This window comes from Paenibacillus sp. J22TS3 (assembly GCF_018403205.1).
Classification (GTDB): Bacteria; Bacillota; Bacilli; order Paenibacillales; family Paenibacillaceae; genus Fontibacillus; species Fontibacillus tuaregi.
On sequence record NZ_BOSF01000005.1, the window covers coordinates 444,714 to 462,674 of the forward strand.

Sequence of the window (17,961 nt, forward strand, 5' to 3'; positions counted from 1 at the left end):
AATTTACATTTAATGCTACAATTGTTGATTATTGGTAAATATAATATTATGATAGATTTAGTAAGACACCTAGATGAGCTTCAAACTATATTCTAGGAGATGAAGAAATGAAAAAAGCAATCTTGGCACTAACAGCAGCAGCAACTATCTTGTCTGTCGGCACATTTACTACAGGTGCATCCGCCGCACCAGCCCAGAGCGATCAATCTATTAAGGCTGTGGTACAAGACACGATTTACTCCAACATTTCGATGAGGGTTGGAGAAGGCAGAAAGATCGCAGGTGACCATGTTACTATTTCTGTTGCTAGTCCAACCAACTGTCTTGGTTTAGACGGCAACGGTAACTTAACTGCATTTTCTGAGGGTAAAGGAACCGTTGTAGCTGAATGGAACAGCGGCCTCAGAGTTGTTTATTACGTTACAGTTACTCGGTAATCATTGACATAATCATAAGCATTACAAATAAGGGGCCGACTCACAGATTACTGTGAGCCAGCCCCTTTACTGTTTTGCGGCCTAGCTTCTCATTTTCCCCGTATGACCCACCGTTTCCATCAATATACTCTACAGAACACTCACTTTATGGAAAGCAGGTACAATCATATGCCAAATCGTCCATCTTTGCTCCAGAGAGGGGATACCATCGGAATTGTCACCTTGGGCAGCCCACTCGATGCTAAAATCATTGACGCCCGCATTCAATTTCTCAAAGCATTGGGATTCAATATTTTAAAGGGGAACTATGTTTATGCACAAAACGGATTCCTTGCCGGAACTGATGAGCAGCGTGCTTCCGATTTAATGATGATGTTTGAGAACAAGCAGGTGAAGATGATTCTGCCTACCCGGGGCGGTACAGGCGTTGATGGGATAATTCCCTACCTTGATTTTACTGTGATCCAAAACAATCCGAAAATTATTAGCGGATACAGCGACATCACTGTTTTGTTAAATGTGCTGTACCAATATGGCAGTTTAATCACATTCCACAGCCTGCTGTTGATTGACTTCAAATCTGGAACACCGGATTATAACTTTAACCAGTTCTTCTCCGCTACATCACTCTACTCCTCAAATCGGATCATACAGAATCCACCTGGTATTCCGCTGGTAAGCCGGGTAGCAGGGAATGTGTCAGCCCCCCTTGTGGGCGGCAATCTGACGTCTTTTGTAGATACGCTTGGCACCCCATTTGAAATCGATACCCGGGGCAAAGTATTGTTTCTTGAAGAAACCCACGAGCCTACCAATACCGTGTACCGATATTTGAATCATTTGAAGCTGGCTGGGAAATTAACCGATTGCCTCGGCATCATCATGGGTGAATGCACCGGCTGCCAAGCAGCGTATGGCGTATCCTACGAGGACCTGATCAACGAATTCATCGTCCCGCTCGGCAAGCCTCTGATCACGAACCTTGCAAGCGGTCACGGGGTTTATAAAGCAGCTATACCGATTGGCGCAATGGTTAATCTCAACACAGACCGTAACTCTATAACAGTGATTGAGCCTACGGTCAGCGTCTGATCAAGTACTTCTAAAAAATTCAAAATCCCGTATTTTGCTCAGTTAACGTATACAAAGGTACTTCCCGTTCTTCCTCTGGATTGTTCAATGCATAGATCCGTGCCGTTTGGGTCTGCTCGTCCACATGCTGTATATAGACCTGAGTTCCCTCACATAACACACTCGCCATCACAGGGGAAGAAGCTATTTCCTGCGCTCTTTGGACATTCATGGTTTAAAGACCTCCAATGACTGTGAATAGTTGTCAACCTTACTATGCACGGTATGAATGCTTGTTATGTATAGGGTCTAGAGCATGCAGCTATAGAATTTCCCAAAAAATATCCATCTGGTGTTCGAGAGGACTTAGCTTCTCTGTAAGCTGCACATCATTCTACCTAACTCAATTCCGACTCTTTCATAGCTGTGCCTTCCGGGGTTAGCCGATATAACCCGAGAACAGTTGGATTCGTCTGCACCAATCCTTCTTTCAAAAGGTCCTTGAGTGCCTGTTGTACGTCGGACAAATCCCCTGCTTCAGAAAGCTGGCCCGCAATCTGTATCGGCGTCTGCCATTCATTGGTTAAGAGCAGCAGTACGATTCGTTGTTTTGAGGTCAGGTTCATACTTTCTTCCTCCCTACTCTTTTCAGATTATTTATTAATATATTGTATTAGATAACCTTTGCACAACTCACAAAAAGAAGAAGCCCGGCTACCCCAGGCTTCTAACATCCTTATTATACTTGAGTTACGTGCCGCAATAGGTACGATAACGTTGTCCGGAAGGCTCGGGCAGGGTGCAGTATTCAGTCTGCTCCGCAGAATACTCATAAGGGTTAGAAAGAGCGGCAAGCAGTCTCTCCATAACGCTATAGTCCCCCCTATTCTCCGCGGCCTCCAAAGCTTCTTCCACCCGGTGGTTGCGTGGAATTATCGCCGGATTGCTCTGGCGCATCAATTGAATTGAAGCATCCCGTGTCTGCTCCTGGCGGCCTAATCTGGCTTTCCACTGTTCAAGCCATTGCGCAAATTCCGCCGTGTTATACATCACGGTGTCCTCCGGCTTATCCAAGGTCAAGGACCGGAACGTATTCGTGTAGTCTGCCCCGTGCTTCTGCATCAGCGTGAGCAGATCATGGACTAGAGCTTTATCCTGATCCTCTTCGCCAAATAAGCCCAGCTTCGAACGCATCCCCGATAGCCAATGCTGTTCAAAATCCTCCATGAAATTCGAAACAACGCCCTCTGCCATTTTGACTGCCTCGTCTTCTTCGGTATGCAGCAGGGGCAGCAGCGTTTCGGCAAATCGGGCAAGGTTCCATGCAGCAATATGTGGCTGATTGCCATAAGCATAACGACCTTGACGATCTATCGAGCTAAATACGGTTGCAGGATCGTAGGCATCCATGAACGCACAAGGACCATAATCAATGGTCTCTCCGCTAATCACCATATTATCGGTATTCATCACTCCATGTATGAATCCTACGAGCTGCCATTTCGCAATCAGTGCGGCCTGACGTTTGGCCGCTTCCTGCAGAAGGTACAAATAGCGGTTCTCCGCGCCATCAAATCCTGGATACAGCCTTTGCAAAGTGTAATCAGCCAGATCTTGAAGGTCCTGCTTAGATCCCCACTGTGCAGCATATTGGAAGGTACCTACCCGGATATGACTGGAAGCAACCCGCGTCAGAATAGCTCCCGGCAGCTCCGTATCTCGCTGTACAACCTGTCCGGTGGTCACAACGGCCAGACTGCGGGTGGTTGGTATACCAAGACCATGCATGGCCTCACTGATGATGTACTCACGCAGCATAGGTCCCAGTGCCGCACGCCCGTCACCCCCCCGCGAATAGGGAGTTCTTCCGGAACCCTTAAGCTGGATATCAAATCTGTCCCCAGAGGGAGTAATCTGCTCACCGAGCAGAACCGCCCTCCCGTCCCCTAACATCGTGAAGTAACCGAATTGATGTCCTGCGTAGGCTTGTGCCAGGGGAAGAGCACCTTTAGGTATCTTGTTTCCCGTTAATTCCGCAGCGCCTTCATCACTATAAAGTGCTGGACCGTCCAGCCCGAGAGATGCTGCTAACGACTGGTTAAACGCAGCAAACTTCGGGGATTTGACAGGAACGGGGTTGACTTTACTATAAAATATCTCTGGCAGTTGAGTATAACTGTTATCAAAGTTCCATCCGAATTCGGCCTCTGTTTGATGTTCTGTCATCTGTTCTCCTTTTTCCTACACGTTTTATATTTAAGATCCGCATATCCCTATGAATTATTCCCTGCTGCCCATTTCCTCCGTATTCCCTCTGCTTCATTAACCATTCTTCCGATTAATTCACCAACTGTAGGAATATCGTGGATCATACCTGTCACCTGCCCGGCCCAACCAAAGCCCTCTTCCTGGCGGCCCTCATAAATCCAACGTTTGTTGGCTTCTCCGCTAATATAAGTTCTTAGAGCTTCATATGTAGGAGTCCTGTGTTCAATATCCAAAATCTGATCCACATACGCATTACGCAATACTCTGCCTGGCGCACCGATAGAACGTTTGATTATTGTCGTATCTGTCTCGGCGCTATCAACTAGTGCTTGTTTATAGGATGCTGAGGCATCTACACACTCCTGTGTCGCGATAAAACGTGTACCCATCTCTATCCCTTCCGCTCCTAGCGCATGGGCAGCCATCCATCCCCGGCCATCCCCAATGCCGCCTGAGGCCACCACAGGGATGCTAACGGAATCGACCACCTGGGGAACGAGCACCATCGTGCCAACATCGTCACGCCCCAAATGGCCGCCTCCCTCCTGTCCCACAACAATGACAGCAGAAGCGCCCAACTGTTCAGCCTTCTGCGCCTGCCTCCGGGAGGAGACGAGGACCAATGACTTGATTCCAGCGGGCTGAAGCATCTCTAAGATCCCCGCAGGATTACCGCCAGTTATCGAGATAACTGGAACCTTCTCATCAATAGCGGCCTGTACCCGCTCTTCAAAATCCGCGCTATGCATACCAATGGCAAAATTAACTCCAAATGGCTTGTCTGTCCATATTCGGGTCCGCTGGATTTCTCTTCGCAGCTCCTCAACGCCGGCAAGACTCATCGCCGTAATTTGGCCAAGCCCTCCCGCATTGGAAACGGCGGAAGCCAGCTCCGCGTAACCCAGATAAGCGAGCCCTCCTTGAATGATCGGATACTTAATTTGCAGCAGCTCGGTCAGCCGCGTGTTCCACGTCATAGATAACTCTCCTTTTTTACGTACTTCCTTAGTATAACTGAATAAGTTCAGACCTTCTCCTTCCCGTTAAATCAAGATTCCCTATTCCCTGCACTATCTGTAAACGACAAGTTACTGTAACCTTTCACTTAGTCATAAAAACTTTGTATGCGGTAATTTTATGTTCAAGCATCTCATCCGCAGCTTGTAAAGTTCTGATTTGTTGCTTAATAGAGTTTCTATGTTCTTCTAAAAGGTTTAATCGCTCTTGAGTGGTATGCTCCCCTTCCAAGACCAATGAGGCATACCTCTTAATTTGCGCGATAGGCATTTGGGTTTCTTTTAACTTGATAACAAATTGCAGCCATTTCAGATGAGAATCGTCATATCGTCTGTCCCCGCTGGCATCCCGAACGGGAATAATAATGTTTTCCTTTTCGTAATACCGCAATGTATGAGTGCTTATTCCTAACTTTTCAGCGACTTCCCCAATGGTGAACATGCGCAACCTCCAACTGAATTTATAACTTGACTTAGAGTTCACTCTAATCAGTATAATCTACTCAATGTTCGTTCTCAACAAAACGAAATAGCTTAATTTCAGGAGGAGATTATATGAAGTATACAGTTATTACAGGTGCAAGTTCGGGAATTGGATATGAATCGGCTATAGCTTTTGCGTCTCGTGGTAAAAACTTGATCATCGCAGCGCGCAGAACGGAGGAATTAGAAGAGCTAAAATCAAAAGTGGCCGAAATTAACTCAAGTCTGGATGTGATCATTCGCACGGTTGATTTATCTGCCACAGCAAACGTATATGAATTTTACGAAAGTCTTCGGGATTATCAAATTGAGACTTGGATTAACAATGCTGGTTTTGGAAACTACGCTTCTGTAGGGGAACAAAATTTAAATAAAATTGAGACAATGCTTCACTTAAATATAGAGGCTCTAACCATTTTGTCCTCTCTTTATGTACGGGATTATGCAGAGGTTGAAGGAACACAAATTATCAATATTTCATCCAGGGGCGGTTATACGATCGTTGCCGATGCTGTGACCTATTGTGCAACTAAGTTCTATGTAAGTGCCTTTACAGAAGGCCTAGCTCAAGAATTGAGCAACAAAGGAGCTGCTATGCAGGCGAAAGTGTTAGCTCCGGCTGCAACAGAAACAGAATTTGCTAAACGTTCTTTGGATATAGATGAATTTAGATATGAAGGTGCAGTCCCTAAGTTTCATACAGCACAAGAAATGGCTGGATTTCTGCTAGAGCTCTATGATAGCCAAAAGGTTGTAGGCATTGTGGATGGCGAAACGTATGAGTTCGAATTAAGAGATCCGATTTATCCCTATGTGACAAGAACAAGAAAATAATATAGAGTCGGTCTGCAGCCACTGATGAACTTCAGAAGCATCACGCATGCATTTATCCTCATATCGGTCAAGAAAGGACAGCGAAAACTGTCTTTTCCTTGTGTCGCTAATCTGCATACGCCCCCTCCGCCCCGATTGACTCCCGCTTCAATCATTTACTTCCCATGAATAACTTAATGCCGCTGTTCCTTGGCATAATTCACCCCTAATTGATGAGCTTGGTTAAGCAGCATCTCATAATGCTCAGGGCTGGAATCCAGAGTCTCGTATAATAATTCAACCTTGGAGCTTGAAATACCGGAATAGTCCGCGATTCCCACATTAAGCAGATGAGTAATCATTTCGTCATAATTACGCTTTTTCATCTGTTCTTTGGAAACGCCCGCCAATCCAATCCATAAGGCATGCTGATGATGAAGCTGGTTCGCACCGTACGCAAATCCGCTGTTCCATACACGGTCAATATAACCTTTCAGCATCGCTGGCAAATGCCACCACCAAATTGGAAAAATAAAAGCCAAGGCATCATGCTCACGCATTCGCCTTATTTCCCTTTCCACCTCAGGGGAGAAGGTCTGCTCCGCTGTGGACCAATCAGGTTCATCTACCCCTTTTAAAACAGGATCAAAGCCAATCCGGTGTAAATCCAATATTTCATATTCATGACCAGCCTCGGCAAGACCTTCTACAAAACAATCTGCAACCTTAAAGGTCAGGGAATCTTGTCTCGGATGAGACACAACGGTTAATACTTTCATGCTTGTATCACCACTACCTTTCTTCACAGCTGATTTGTAGCCATGATCAATGGCTGATGCTATTATAAACAGTACAAAAACGCTCTGGAAGTACGCACTTTCAAGTTCTATAGGATCATAAATGTACCTTAGGAACATAGACGTGCCCTAGTCAAGTGCCCTGGAAGTTAGGTTCCTAGCAAAAAACAGCCTTTGTAGCGGAGGAATAAGAGATGGCGGAAATGAAGAAAAATAATGTTCGAAAGAAATATACAGTTGGAGTTGAGGCAGCATTAGAAGTAATGGGGGGAAAATGGAAGCCTTTAATCATCTATCATTTGATGACAGGGCCGAAACGGACCTCTGAGCTTCGACGGTTAGTGCCTGGTATTACGCAAAAAATGCTGACCACTCAGCTAAGAGGTCTGGAAAAGGATGAGATCATTGCACGAAAGGTCTATAAAGAGATTCCGCCTAGAGTGGAGTATACTTTAACGTCCTACGGCTGGGGCTTAAAGCCTGCGCTAGACCATTTATGCTATTGGGGAGAGGATCACCTGGAAAAGGTTCATGGCGACAAATCCAAGGTCTTGGAAGAGTTTGAAGGCAGTACAAAGTAATTTTCCCACATTTAAAACATCAGGTATTAGGATTGCTGATAGGGGATATTGGAAGGCCAAGCAGCAAGCACCCAATATCCCCTATTCATCCAAAATGTCGCTCCGTAAAATCCAATTTCAAACAGCCTTAGCCAACAATTTTAAGACCGGAATTGTTGGGAAGACCGCCAGATTCAACAAGAAGTAGCATGGCCCCCTATAGTCTTTGATCAAAAATGCTTCCATTTGGACAATTATTCATTTCCTATTCTGCAACGAATTTATTCTTTTAATCGGAGCGCTAGTTGCTTGCTTTACCTTTCCTTCAGTTCCGGCAAGCGGATGGCTTCGGCAAGGTTGCAGAGCATCCCTCGGGCTAGGAACAGCATCGTACTCTCTTCAGGATTCGAGTCCCCTGTCTGACGGAGAGCTTCAAGTACCATTCGATGTACCCCCCTGAACCCAAAACGCATGGCTTCCTGGATCGGATTTTCTTGAATCACCTGTGCCTGCATCTGTAGAAGCATTTCATTGCGATGGCTTTCCGAAATTTCCTCGTAGATTTCGATCAGTTCGGCTTCCAGCCGTTCCGAAGACGCGGATTCGATCACTTGGCGGAAGGACTTGATGATTCGCATCCATGAAACCTCAAGTGCTGACAGAAGCAGCTGTTCCTTGGTCGCGAAGAAGCGGAACACGTAAGGCTGTGAGATTCGAACCCGCTGTGCCACTTGTGCTGTAGTGGCTTTGTAATAACCGGTCTCGGCAAACACCTCGATCGCCGCAGAGATAATGTCGGCTCGGCGGTTGAGGGATGTTTTCGCGTCTTTGGTCATGATTTTAAGCTCCTTTTTAAATAACAGGAATGCTAACATTATAAATCAGGTAGATTGCCGGACTTGGTTCCTACCCGATATGGCGTCGTAATACCTTCATAATTCAACATCATGCTCATGCCCATTGAAGCGTGCTTGAGGTTGTGGCAATGTATCATCCAGAGGCCCGGATTATCAGCTTCCAGGTACAGCTCGTAAGTCTCGCCCTCCTTCGTCAGAAGCGTATCAAGATATACCGGGCTGCCTTGCAGGGTTGAGCCATTCTTACTCAAGACCCGGAATACATGTCCGTGAAGATGGAAGGGATGATCACCTCCGCCTTCATTGGAGACGGTGATGAGCACATGGTCCCCCTCCTTCACGATCATCGGGGGAATCTCATGGAACGATTTCCCATTAATTGACTTGGTGAACAGAGTTTGGCCGAGCTTAAGCTCAAAATGCCTATCGGGCTTGAGCTGCAGGACGGGGTCATCAGGTACTGGGTTTCCATAATCGACATACGAGAACAGCTGTCCGCCTTCCTTATGCTGTGGCTGGCTTCCGCTCCCTATCGTAATCGGTAAGTCCACAGCCGAGGGGCTGCTGATGACGACTTTACCCGATCCCGGAACTTGGATAAGCAGATCATAACGCTGGCCCGCTCCTATCGGAATCATCGTCTCTTTCAGCAGACCAGGTTCATGCAAATCGTGGCCATCCATCGCCATGACCCGGAAGGGAGCTCCATAGACAATGAATTCCATCGTTTCATTGCCCGAGTTAATCAGCCTTAGCCTAATCAGTTCGCCTGTTTTACCTGGAATCGTCAGTCCTCTTGTGCTTCCGTTCACCAGCATTGAAGAATCCAGCTGTTGATAGAGAGCCGTTGCCTCTGACATTGAAGTATCGGATTTGGAGCTCTTCTTGGGCTCAACGATGAGTGCGCCCAGGAGTCCCTTGCTTACCTGAATCGAGCTCATTTGATGGGAGTGGTACCAGTACGTGCCCGGATTTGTTGCGATGAACGTGTACGTGAACTGTTCCCCCGGATGCACGGCATCCTGTGTTACTCCCGCAATACCATCCTGCGAGCACGGAACGGTGATTCCGTGCCAATGGATCGTAACGCCATCCTCGATGTCCTTGTTATACAAAGTAATAACAATTCGGTCCCCCTCCGTTACACGAAGTTCCGGCCCCGGAGACATGTCATTAAAAGTCCAAGCTTCGATGTTTTTGCCATTGTCCAGCTTCAGTGTTGTCCGAGCGGCCGTCAGATCGAACTTGCGAATCGGAGCCGATGACTCGGGAATCGTGATAGAGTCACAAGGCACCTTTCCTCCTTTGGACAACGAATGTTCCATACCCTCCATATGCTCCATATCCTTCATATCCCCCATGTTAGCCATACTGGTCATGCCTGCCGCCATCTGATGGGAAGCCATGTTAATCTCTTCAGGCTTTTGAAGCCGCATCTGCCAAAAATAAGTAACAAGCACCGCTCCGATCAGAAGCACCAAAGTCAAAGGAAGGACGAAATAAATCAGGCGTTTTACAATTTTTCTTCTGTTCAGAATTACTCCCCCTCGTAATACGATTGATTAATCAATTACTATTCTTCGGTTGGCAAGCTCTCGGCTGTTGATTTAAGGGCGGCAAGCCAAGCCTTCAGTGATGCCTCGAGTGCGGCTCTCATGCCGTTGGGGTCAGCTGCAACAGGCGGGCCGTCCCAGGACTCCACAGTGTGCACAAGTACTCCTTTAGCTATGGGCGTGATGCTCCACACGTGAACGCCTTCGATACCATGAGCCGGACCTCCCCATACGATTCGTTTCATGGGGGCAATCTCAAGGATGGTTGAGGCGATTTGCAGCCCATGAGTTTCCCACTGGAACGTGCTCCCAAAGGCGATCGGACCGGATAATCTCACTTGCGTGATATCCTTCTGCCAAGTCGGCCACTGTTCGATGCCAGTCTGTATCTGCCACACAGTCTCCTGCGAAGCTTCAATCTCAATAGATAGGTCAACGATGACCTGTGCATTTCGATCAACATCAACCATACCCTTTTGTACAAGCAATTCTTTCCCGTTCCCCGATCTCGTCACGCCGGATCCCCCATTTACTATCGACTTTTCCATTTCATTGACCTCATTTCGTTGAATTTTAATTAATTGTTTGATTACTAACCTAAACTTCTTATACTTTTTGTGAGTAAATAATTAATGAACACTATTTTGCTTTGCCAACATTCGTTTTACCGTTGAAACTATTCCTTCTTGGTAAGGAGTTGACCATATGCCACCATACTCAGTGCCATATGATCCAAATTCGTTGCTGAGCAGCTCATAGCGATCCAGTATTTTCTTTGCCCTCGGCTCATACCACCGAAGCAGGCGACGCTGCCAGCCTCCGATTGGCTCGAAGCGTGGCACAGCTTGAACGACTGAACCGGCCAGATCAAGGAGCTCCGCTTGCGAGATTAGTCCATTGCCACGAAGATACCAATCGCTCCCATACGCAGACTCCATCAGAGCCAGCTCCATTACATACCGGGCGGCATCGTCCACATATAGATAGTCTCTTCTGACTGATGGATTGATTAGCAGCTTGACGGGTTTCCCTTGAACGATTTTGCGAAGCGCGTAATGAATCAGTGTGTTCGAGGCGGTCCCGCCGTACAACTCTGGACTGAAGATTCGCATGGAAGTGGCACCTGAGTAGTTCGAGTTCACTGTTTCCATCTCATTGGCGGGGAGATAAACCCCTTCGAGGGTAACCATCTTGGCTCCGGTCACCGCGGCAATGCTTCGAACAGCTTCTAGCATCCGCCCCACCTTCTCCGGGTTGTCATCGTAGGTTAAGTAAACTCCGCAGAAAATCACGTCAACGCCTTCCGCGGCAGCTAACAGCTCGCTACGATTCCTGGCATTTCCTCTCGCTGTTCGTAGAAGCGAAGAAGATGAGAAGGCCTTCTCCAGCGATTCCAGCTTCCGTTGTGATCCCGAATAGGCAACAACTTCGACATTCGCCCCGATTAATTGCTCGACAAGCGCCTTACCCCACCCGCTGCCTGCTCTCACTACCATTGCTCTTAGCATTCTAATCACTCCTAAATTTATTTTTTTCGATTTCTTAAGACTGCCTGACTTGGCGCCTAACTGTAACGGTATCGTTTTGGTGATTGATTAGTCACTTACTTATAGCGGCGAGATTGCCTTGCAATCACAAGAACCACTATCGCTCCGATAATCGCAAATGCGGCGGCCCCGAGGAATACCCAGGAGAATCCTCCGGTTAATGCTTGCGCTTCGGCTGCACCACGACTCAACAAGTGATCGATACGAGACGATGCCGCCGTTGTCAGTACTGCAAGTCCAATCGCTCCGCCGATCTGTTGGCTTGTATTAACCAGGCCGCTCGCAAGCCCTGCTTCCCCGTCCGCCACACCGTGAACCGCCAGCTCCGTTCCGGAAATGAACGCGCCTCCTAGTCCGATCCCGATCAAGATGGACGGTCCTAACAAATTGGCTACAAACGTTGCATCACTAGGCGATAAAGATAGCCAAACTAGCCCTCCGGCCAGCAGGATCAGCGATGTCGCCAGCGTCCTACTCTGACCAATTGCCTTAACCAGTGCGGGAACTACTCCGGCGATTAAGACCAGCGCACCGGCCAGCGGGAGCTGGGTGAGCCCTGCTTTTAATGCATCGTAATGAAGCACTTGCTGCATATAAACCGATAGTGCGAAGAATAGCCCCGTCGTCGCTCCTCCGATGAGGAACATCGCGAGATTCCCACCCGTAACCGACTTGTTGCGGAAGATGCTCAGCGGCATTAGCGGATTTGAGACACGCTTCTCAAGGAAGATGAACGATCCGAACAATACAACCGCCAAGCCTGTCAGAATCAGGGTCTGTGGAGACGTCCAGCCGACCTGCTCTGTTCCGGAAAGCGCGGCTACAAGAGCTACGATGCCTGCCGTTACCACTACCGAGCCCGACATATCCAGAGATACGCGTTCGCCGAGCGAATCCCTGCCGATGAGGAAAGGAACCGCCATTAGAACTAATCCTGCTATAGGAACATTCACATAAAACACCGCGGACCAACCAAACGAAGCCGTCAGCATACCTCCCAGCAAGACACCCGCTGCACTGCCGGTACCCGCAACTGCGCCCCATATGCCGAGCGCCTTAGCACGATCTTGTGGATCTGCAAACAACTTGGTAACGAGAGCGAGCGCAGCTGGTGCGAGCAGAGCAGCTGAGGCTCCTTGAATCGCTCTCGCAGTGAGCAGCCAAGCTCCCGTGGTAGCCATTCCTGCCGCGGTCGAAGCAAGTGCAAATCCAGCGACTCCAGTCATGAACAATTTTCGATGCCCGAATCGATCCGACAGCCTTCCGCCTAGAAGCAGCAAACCTCCAAAAGGCAGTACATAAGCCGTAATGACCCAGCTCAGTGTATTGGTACTTAAGTGAAGCTCTGAGCCAAGAGAGGGAAGCGCGATATTGACGATGGATGCATCAAGAACGACTAGGAATTGAGCTAACGCCAGTGCGATCAGCGCCCACCACCGATACGGTATAGCACGAGAATTCGCTTTTGCCGATTGAACCATGGAATTCATAAGAATCTCCTCCAATTATTGATTAATCAATTACAAACCACTTAAGAAAATCCGCCCTGCAACTGTTATAAGTATAGCTCCTCTAACTATTGTTGCTCGCATCTGTGACCAACAGGTCGAGCATTCTTCACCACCGCTTTCTTTAATTGTGATTGATCAATTACTAACTCGATGATTTCACTATATCAGTTTGTTATTGATTGGTCAATAACAAACTTTAAAGAAGTTCAATGCTCCTTCAATCACCTTATTCCCGGTCCGAAATCGTATAAATATCCAACATCAGACCGATCTTTTCCGGCAATTGTGCGAATACACAAAATCCCAAGCTTCCGCCGGATTCAACAAGCAGAAGCATGGCCGTCTTGGAATAATAATTCCCTTCATGTCACAATTCAACAAACGACAATATCAGTTTCCGAAATTACACTGCAATCAGGCAGTACCAGATTCGGACCCAAGTACATACCTGATTTCGCTCAAGCTTATTTGTTATCGAATCCATTCACCTTATTAGAGGTAAAAAAATCTCATCCACAATTTCAGCAATTGTATCTTGTGACACAGGCTCATAGGTAATCAACACCTCATGTCTGACAAGATCAACAGGCAGCCTTGAAATTCGCAGGGTTATTTTTTCACACCTAACTTCTCCTCGCTCTACTGCCCGATTCAGAATGGTTTGCATGGTACTGGTTCTTCGAAAACTGATCAGTTCAGATATGGGGATACCTGTTAGAACAGACATTAATCCATGAATCGTTTCTGGCCCAATTTGACGGAGCATTTCATTCAAACGATTCAGTACGATGATGACATCGCTTCGCAGATCGCCCGTATTAGGTACTTCGTTCGGGGGGGCCGGTAAATTATTCTGAATTGCTGCCAAGACAAGCTCCTCACGATTCGGCCAACGCCGATAAATAACCGGTTTACTTGTTTGTGCCCGAGCAGCAACCCCTTCGATAGTTAATCTTGGAAAACCAACCTCCATCAGTTCATCCCACGCCGCTTGAAGAATGGCTTCCTCTAGTTCTGCTCCTCTTCTTCTTGTCGTAAACTCTCCCTCATTTTCCTTATTCATATAAATACACCTCCAGTAAAATACGTTGCGTTTCTTATTGGTTTATTATATCATAAATTAAAATAAGAAACTAAAAGTATCTAATATCAAAAAGGAGTGGAACTACATGGGGAAACAAATGGAACTAACAGCTAATAAGAAAATAGATCCAGCCATCATGAAAATGGCATGGATTCTATTGATTGGACTTCTAGCCCCTTTGTTCGATACCACCATAATGAATGTCGCAATCGATACGCTTGGGAATGCTCTGCACGCGTCCGTGTCAACAATTCAGTGGATCATGACGAGTTATTTAATCGCCCTTGGCATTGTTATTCCTATTTCTGGATGGGCACTTGATCGTTTTGGCGGTAAAAAGATATGGATATTGGCTTTAAGTTTATTTTTCATTGGGTCTGTTTTATCAAGTTTGTCATGGAATGTGGGAAGTCTCATCACCTTTAGAGTAGTTCAAGGAATGGGTGGTGGCTTGATGATGCCCATCATGCAGACCATGATTGTCCGGGCAGCTGGCGGAGAGAAATTAGGTAAATTAATGGCTATTGTGGGTTTACCTGTACTTATCGGGCCTATTCTTGGACCTCTTTTAGGTGGGGTTATTATTAATTATCTTAACTGGCGTTGGATTTTTTATGTCAATCTTCCTATTTGTTTAATCGCTCTAATCCTAGCCGTATGGGGTTTACCCGAAGATAAAGTCACAAATGAGTCTCAAAAATTGGATATCCTTGGTTTATCCTTATTATCACCTAGTATCGTGCTGATTATTTATGGGCTAACCAAAGTCAGCTCAGATTATGGTTTTTTTCAAAGTTCAGTCATCATCCCTATTGTCATTGGACTCTTATTTCTGATGGTCTTCTGCCTTTATGTATTAAGAAAATCCCACAATCCAGTGATAGATATACGCATATTTAAAAGCACGTCCTTTACTGCATCTTCTTGTCTATTGTTTTTATCCGGTCTGTCTTCTTATGGTGGCATGTTATTATTACCTCTCTATTATCAACAGGTTCGCGGAGAGAGCGTTCTTGCTTCAGGGTTATTATTGATTCCTCAAGGTATAGGGATGTTATTGACGCGTTCATTAGCAGGTAAACTTACAGATACAATTGGCTCTCGATGGATTGTGCTCTGCGGTACCCTTCTAACAATACTCGGAACCCTCCCATTTGCCTTTTGCGGAACCAATACCAGCGAGCTTCTGCTTGCCATCGCCCTCGTTGTCCGTGGAGGAGGACTTGGAGGTGTTATGCTCCCCATTATGGCAACAGCTTACGAAGGATTAAGTAAGGAACAGATCCCGCATGCCAGCAGCGCCACTCGGATTCTACAGCAAATCGGTGGAGCTTTTGGTGCTTCGGTGCTTGCCATCATCTTGCAAAATCAATTGACATCCACATCTGTTATCAATATTTCAGTGAGGAACACGGCTTTTAATCATACGTTTATGTGGACAGTCGGCTTCACTTTAATCTCACTCATTTTTATAGCCTTCTTGCCTAATAAAAAATCATAATACAATCCACCACATCATTCCGCTATTCGGATGAACAGGAGAATCACCAAGGCAAAGACAGCACTCAGGCCCGCAAAATAATCCGCACGGCTCAAGCTAAGTTGATGGTACGCCGTTCTTCCCCTGCCGTTGCCATAACCCCGCGCATCGATCGCCAGGGTCAGCTGTTCCGCGCGCTGAATCGTAGTGAAGAACAGGGGAATTAGAATCGGAATGTAAGCAAAAACACGTTTTGGCAGTCTGAGAGCTTGAACATCGTATCCCCTGGCCTTCTGGGCCAACAGAATCCGGTCCAGCTCCTGCATGATCGTTGGAATAAAACGAATTGCAATCACAATCATTAAGGAGAATTGTTCCACAGGCACTTTCAGTTTCGAGAGAGGCGCAAGCAGCTTCTCCAAGCCACGCGCCAAGGTCAAAGGCTTCGTCGTCAGCGTCAGCACAGAGGCGAGCAAGATTAGCAGAACTATGCGGACAACAAACTTCGCTCCATTCTGCAAGCCTTCCACGGTCACGTGAATGGCCCCCCATGAACAGATCACAGTGCCCTCTGTCACGAAGGCGTGATAGAAAAACGTAAACATCAGGATAAATAGGATCGGTTTTAAGCCTCGGACGAACAACCGAAGCGGTATTTCCGACAAAATCATGAGGGCAACTACAAGGGCGGCCGCGAAGACATAACTCAGGAAGGAATCCAGCGTAAGGAAGCCAAGGATAATGACAAACAGGCTTGCGAGCTTGGTTCGCGGGTCCAACCGGTGCAGTATCGATCCTGTCTCTATATATTGTCCTAATAATATATTATTGGTCATATGTATTTCTCCGGTCGTTCCAAATGGGTAATATCCTGGTCAAAATGTCCTGCTCCTGGCAGCTTTCGACCTCAATAGTTCTGCCCGTTAGCTCTTCAAGCAGCTTCAGCAGCGCTATCGGGTCAGGCAGAGGCAGTCCGGCCTTCTCCAGCAGCTCGGCCCGTTGAAGAAACAAAGTGCGGGCGTCCAGATGCTCCAAAAGCCTGCCTTCGTGGAAGAGCATCACCTCGTCCGAGTAGTCGGCCACATCGCCGATATGGTGAGAGACGAACAGAATGGTGCGTCCCTCCTGCTGCTGCCAAGTCTTGAACATGCGCAGCAGCGCAGCCCGGCTTTGAGGGTCAAGGCCCGCGGTAGGTTCATCCAGGATGAGCACCTTAGGGTTCATCAGCAGCACCGAAGCGATGGCGATTCGTCTTCGCTGTCCCCCACTTAATTGAAAAGGGGCGTACTGCAGAATCTCTTGGCTTAACCCGACCTGCGGAAGGATCTGATGGATTGCCTCCGTAATCTGCTTAGGGGAATAACCCCGAATCTTGGGGGCAAAGGCAAGCTCTTTATACACCGTCGTTTCAAAGATTTGATGCTCCGGAAGCTGAAATACGAAGCCGATATCCGGATTCACCTGAATGAATCCTTTACGGTCAGTCGGCACAGGCTGCTCATTAATCCTAATTTCTCCTTGAATATCTGGTATCAGCCCTTTCAACACCTTCACAAATGTGGATTTGCCAGCTCCGGTCTGTCCAATGATCGAGATCCACCGGTTATCATGGATGGTGCAGCTGACATCCTTCAGAACACTCTTGCCTGCAAGGTTCACACTCACATGGTTTAGCTTGAGGACCATTGGGAACGAATCATCTCCTTCCAATCGGCCATCAATGATGACTTGAGACCAAGCTTCTTATGCAGCCTAACGGCAAAAGGGGCTTTTAATTGATAATTCTCCAGAGATACGTTTTCAAAAAAATGGAGCGGGTCCCCATCGAACTCAATTCGTCCGTCCTGAATAAGAAGTACGCGCTGCACATGCAGTACCTCCTCCATGTGATGGGTAATGTGAATCACCGTCATACCTTGACGGTGGAGCTCATGCATCATGGACTTGATTTCTTCCCGCCCCTGAGGATCAAGCATGGACGTGGCTTCGTCAAAAATAATGCATTCCGGCCGCATCGCCAAGATCGAGGCAATCGCAATACGCTGCTTTTGACCGCCGGACAGCTCATGGGGCATCGCATGCATATATTCTTCCATGTGAACCGCCCGCAGAACATGCTGCATACGGGATGCCATCTCCTCTCTGGGCACGCGGATATTCTCCATGCCAAACAGCACCTCATCCATCACAGTGGTGGTGATGAACTGGTCCTCCGGGTTCTGGGATATCAAGCCGACCCTCTTATGGATTTCGGCAAGATCCGCAGGTATTGAGGTGTCCAAATGCTTAAACCGCACACGGCCTTCCTTCGGTAGAATCAGACCATTCATCAGCCGCGCCAGCGTGGACTTCCCACAACCGTTAGGACCAATAATGGCAACAAATTCACCCGGCTGAACAGTAAAACTCATGTTGTCGATAAGGGGATACCCTTTTTTATAATAATAATGAACCTGGTTGAATGTTAACATTTTGATTAACGCT

The 17,961-nt window shown here is 47.2% G+C and carries 20 protein-coding genes; 5 read left to right on the top strand and 15 right to left on the bottom strand.

The genetic code is table 11. From position 1 onward, the window contains the following. The first annotated feature begins 107 nt into the window (after positions 1–107). Together KJS63_RS18065 and KJS63_RS18070 are read left to right on the top strand one after the other, a co-directional pair. Positions 108–437, top strand: coding sequence for a hypothetical protein (locus tag KJS63_RS18065; RefSeq protein WP_213620386.1), 330 nt, complete (start codon positions 108–110; stop codon positions 435–437). A gap of 168 nt (positions 438–605) precedes the next feature. After that, positions 606–1,529, top strand: coding sequence for a S66 peptidase family protein (locus KJS63_RS18070; protein WP_213620387.1), 924 nt, complete (start codon positions 606–608; stop codon positions 1,527–1,529). Positions 1,530–1,548: 19 nt separating this feature from the next. Here the strand turns inward: KJS63_RS18070 and KJS63_RS18075 are convergent, their stop codons facing one another. From KJS63_RS18075 to KJS63_RS18095, 5 genes are all read right to left on the bottom strand, one after another. Further along, positions 1,549–1,740 (bottom strand): H-type small acid-soluble spore protein, encoded by a 192-nt coding sequence (locus tag KJS63_RS18075; RefSeq protein WP_068618349.1) that lies wholly within the window; start codon positions 1,738–1,740, stop codon positions 1,549–1,551. A 166-nt stretch (positions 1,741–1,906) separates the two neighbouring features. Further along, on the bottom strand, positions 1,907–2,134 hold the full coding sequence (locus KJS63_RS18080) for a helix-turn-helix domain-containing protein (protein ID WP_213620388.1): 228 nt from the start codon (positions 2,132–2,134) through the stop codon (positions 1,907–1,909). A 124-nt stretch (positions 2,135–2,258) separates the two neighbouring features. Next, complete coding sequence (locus tag KJS63_RS18085) at positions 2,259–3,734, bottom strand: protein adenylyltransferase SelO (RefSeq protein ID WP_213620389.1); 1,476 nt, start codon at positions 3,732–3,734, stop codon at positions 2,259–2,261. Between the two features lie 47 nt (positions 3,735–3,781). Next, entirely contained in the window at positions 3,782–4,753 is a 972-nt protein-coding gene (locus KJS63_RS18090; RefSeq protein ID WP_213620390.1) for an NAD(P)H-dependent flavin oxidoreductase, read from the bottom strand. A 124-nt stretch (positions 4,754–4,877) separates the two neighbouring features. Further along, positions 4,878–5,234 (bottom strand): MerR family transcriptional regulator, encoded by a 357-nt coding sequence (locus KJS63_RS18095; RefSeq protein ID WP_213620391.1) that lies wholly within the window; start codon positions 5,232–5,234, stop codon positions 4,878–4,880. Between the two features lie 113 nt (positions 5,235–5,347). Between KJS63_RS18095 and KJS63_RS18100 the strand changes: the two genes are divergently transcribed. Further along, positions 5,348–6,109 carry an SDR family NAD(P)-dependent oxidoreductase gene (locus tag KJS63_RS18100; RefSeq protein WP_213620392.1) on the top strand — a complete coding sequence of 254 codons (762 nt, stop codon included), beginning with the start codon at positions 5,348–5,350 and terminating at the stop codon, positions 6,107–6,109. A 173-nt stretch (positions 6,110–6,282) separates the two neighbouring features. Here KJS63_RS18100 and KJS63_RS18105 read toward each other — a convergent pair whose 3' ends face one another. Then, a complete protein-coding gene (locus KJS63_RS18105; RefSeq protein WP_213620393.1) occupies positions 6,283–6,867 on the bottom strand; it encodes an NAD(P)H oxidoreductase in 585 nt (194 codons plus the stop codon). Between the two features lie 212 nt (positions 6,868–7,079). On the opposite strand from KJS63_RS18105, the gene KJS63_RS18110 reads away from it, so the two are divergent. Then, a complete protein-coding gene (locus KJS63_RS18110; protein WP_213620394.1) occupies positions 7,080–7,466 on the top strand; it encodes a winged helix-turn-helix transcriptional regulator in 387 nt (128 codons plus the stop codon). Between the two features lie 293 nt (positions 7,467–7,759). On the opposite strand, the gene KJS63_RS18115 is transcribed toward KJS63_RS18110, so the two are convergent. From KJS63_RS18115 to KJS63_RS18140, 6 genes are all read right to left on the bottom strand, one after another. After that, positions 7,760–8,281 carry a TetR/AcrR family transcriptional regulator gene (locus KJS63_RS18115; RefSeq protein ID WP_213620395.1) on the bottom strand — a complete coding sequence of 174 codons (522 nt, stop codon included), beginning with the start codon at positions 8,279–8,281 and terminating at the stop codon, positions 7,760–7,762. A gap of 38 nt (positions 8,282–8,319) precedes the next feature. Continuing rightward, complete coding sequence (locus KJS63_RS18120) at positions 8,320–9,708, bottom strand: multicopper oxidase family protein (RefSeq protein WP_244862670.1); 1,389 nt, start codon at positions 9,706–9,708, stop codon at positions 8,320–8,322. A 167-nt stretch (positions 9,709–9,875) separates the two neighbouring features. After that, positions 9,876–10,403: an SRPBCC family protein gene (locus tag KJS63_RS18125; RefSeq protein WP_213620396.1), complete on the bottom strand. Its 528-nt coding sequence runs from the start codon at positions 10,401–10,403 to the stop codon at positions 9,876–9,878. Positions 10,404–10,484: 81 nt separating this feature from the next. Then, a complete protein-coding gene (locus KJS63_RS18130) occupies positions 10,485–11,363 on the bottom strand; it encodes an NAD-dependent epimerase/dehydratase family protein (RefSeq protein ID WP_213620397.1) in 879 nt (292 codons plus the stop codon). A 95-nt stretch (positions 11,364–11,458) separates the two neighbouring features. Then, a complete protein-coding gene (locus KJS63_RS18135; RefSeq protein WP_213620398.1) occupies positions 11,459–12,892 on the bottom strand; it encodes a DHA2 family efflux MFS transporter permease subunit in 1,434 nt (477 codons plus the stop codon). Positions 12,893–13,397: 505 nt separating this feature from the next. Beyond that, entirely contained in the window at positions 13,398–13,976 is a 579-nt protein-coding gene (locus KJS63_RS18140) for a TetR/AcrR family transcriptional regulator (RefSeq protein ID WP_213620399.1), read from the bottom strand. Between the two features lie 106 nt (positions 13,977–14,082). On the opposite strand from KJS63_RS18140, the gene KJS63_RS18145 reads away from it, so the two are divergent. Continuing rightward, positions 14,083–15,498: an MDR family MFS transporter gene (locus tag KJS63_RS18145; protein WP_213620400.1), complete on the top strand. Its 1,416-nt coding sequence runs from the start codon at positions 14,083–14,085 to the stop codon at positions 15,496–15,498. Between the two features lie 14 nt (positions 15,499–15,512). Here the strand turns inward: KJS63_RS18145 and KJS63_RS18150 are convergent, their stop codons facing one another. From KJS63_RS18150 to KJS63_RS18160, 3 genes are read right to left on the bottom strand one after another with little or no spacing between them, the layout of a single operon-like run. Next, positions 15,513–16,313, bottom strand: coding sequence for an energy-coupling factor transporter transmembrane component T family protein (locus tag KJS63_RS18150; protein WP_213620401.1), 801 nt, complete (start codon positions 16,311–16,313; stop codon positions 15,513–15,515). Then, positions 16,303–17,163 carry an ATP-binding cassette domain-containing protein gene (locus KJS63_RS18155; protein ID WP_213620402.1) on the bottom strand — a complete coding sequence of 287 codons (861 nt, stop codon included), beginning with the start codon at positions 17,161–17,163 and terminating at the stop codon, positions 16,303–16,305. The genes KJS63_RS18150 and KJS63_RS18155 overlap by 11 nt, the downstream gene beginning before the upstream one ends. Beyond that, complete coding sequence (locus tag KJS63_RS18160) at positions 17,148–17,948, bottom strand: ATP-binding cassette domain-containing protein (protein ID WP_213620403.1); 801 nt, start codon at positions 17,946–17,948, stop codon at positions 17,148–17,150. Before KJS63_RS18160 ends, KJS63_RS18155 begins: the two co-directional genes overlap by 16 nt. Between the last annotated feature and the right edge of the window lie 13 nt (positions 17,949–17,961).

Excerpts from the sequence above, each read along its gene's own strand:
- KJS63_RS18065 (WP_213620386.1), top strand. The coding sequence starts at position 108 with ATGAAAAAAGCAATCTTGGCACTAACAGCAGCAGCAACTATCTTGTCT.
- KJS63_RS18070 (WP_213620387.1), top strand. The coding sequence starts at position 606 with ATGCCAAATCGTCCATCTTTGCTCCAGAGAGGGGATACCATCGGAATT.
- KJS63_RS18075 (WP_068618349.1), bottom strand. The coding sequence starts at position 1,740 with ATGAATGTCCAAAGAGCGCAGGAAATAGCTTCTTCCCCTGTGATGGCG.
- KJS63_RS18080 (WP_213620388.1), bottom strand. The coding sequence starts at position 2,134 with ATGAACCTGACCTCAAAACAACGAATCGTACTGCTGCTCTTAACCAAT.
- KJS63_RS18085 (WP_213620389.1), bottom strand. The coding sequence starts at position 3,734 with ATGACAGAACATCAAACAGAGGCCGAATTCGGATGGAACTTTGATAAC.
- KJS63_RS18090 (WP_213620390.1), bottom strand. The coding sequence starts at position 4,753 with ATGACGTGGAACACGCGGCTGACCGAGCTGCTGCAAATTAAGTATCCG.
- KJS63_RS18095 (WP_213620391.1), bottom strand. The coding sequence starts at position 5,234 with ATGTTCACCATTGGGGAAGTCGCTGAAAAGTTAGGAATAAGCACTCAT.
- KJS63_RS18100 (WP_213620392.1), top strand. The coding sequence starts at position 5,348 with ATGAAGTATACAGTTATTACAGGTGCAAGTTCGGGAATTGGATATGAA.
- KJS63_RS18105 (WP_213620393.1), bottom strand. The coding sequence starts at position 6,867 with ATGAAAGTATTAACCGTTGTGTCTCATCCGAGACAAGATTCCCTGACC.
- KJS63_RS18110 (WP_213620394.1), top strand. The coding sequence starts at position 7,080 with ATGGCGGAAATGAAGAAAAATAATGTTCGAAAGAAATATACAGTTGGA.
- KJS63_RS18115 (WP_213620395.1), bottom strand. The coding sequence starts at position 8,281 with ATGACCAAAGACGCGAAAACATCCCTCAACCGCCGAGCCGACATTATC.
- KJS63_RS18120 (WP_244862670.1), bottom strand. The coding sequence starts at position 9,708 with ATGGCTTCCCATCAGATGGCGGCAGGCATGACCAGTATGGCTAACATG.
- KJS63_RS18125 (WP_213620396.1), bottom strand. The coding sequence starts at position 10,403 with ATGGAAAAGTCGATAGTAAATGGGGGATCCGGCGTGACGAGATCGGGG.
- KJS63_RS18130 (WP_213620397.1), bottom strand. The coding sequence starts at position 11,363 with ATGCTAAGAGCAATGGTAGTGAGAGCAGGCAGCGGGTGGGGTAAGGCG.
- KJS63_RS18135 (WP_213620398.1), bottom strand. The coding sequence starts at position 12,892 with ATGAATTCCATGGTTCAATCGGCAAAAGCGAATTCTCGTGCTATACCG.
- KJS63_RS18140 (WP_213620399.1), bottom strand. The coding sequence starts at position 13,976 with ATGAATAAGGAAAATGAGGGAGAGTTTACGACAAGAAGAAGAGGAGCA.
- KJS63_RS18145 (WP_213620400.1), top strand. The coding sequence starts at position 14,083 with ATGGGGAAACAAATGGAACTAACAGCTAATAAGAAAATAGATCCAGCC.
- KJS63_RS18150 (WP_213620401.1), bottom strand. The coding sequence starts at position 16,313 with ATGACCAATAATATATTATTAGGACAATATATAGAGACAGGATCGATA.
- KJS63_RS18155 (WP_213620402.1), bottom strand. The coding sequence starts at position 17,163 with ATGGTCCTCAAGCTAAACCATGTGAGTGTGAACCTTGCAGGCAAGAGT.
- KJS63_RS18160 (WP_213620403.1), bottom strand. The coding sequence starts at position 17,948 with ATGTTAACATTCAACCAGGTTCATTATTATTATAAAAAAGGGTATCCC.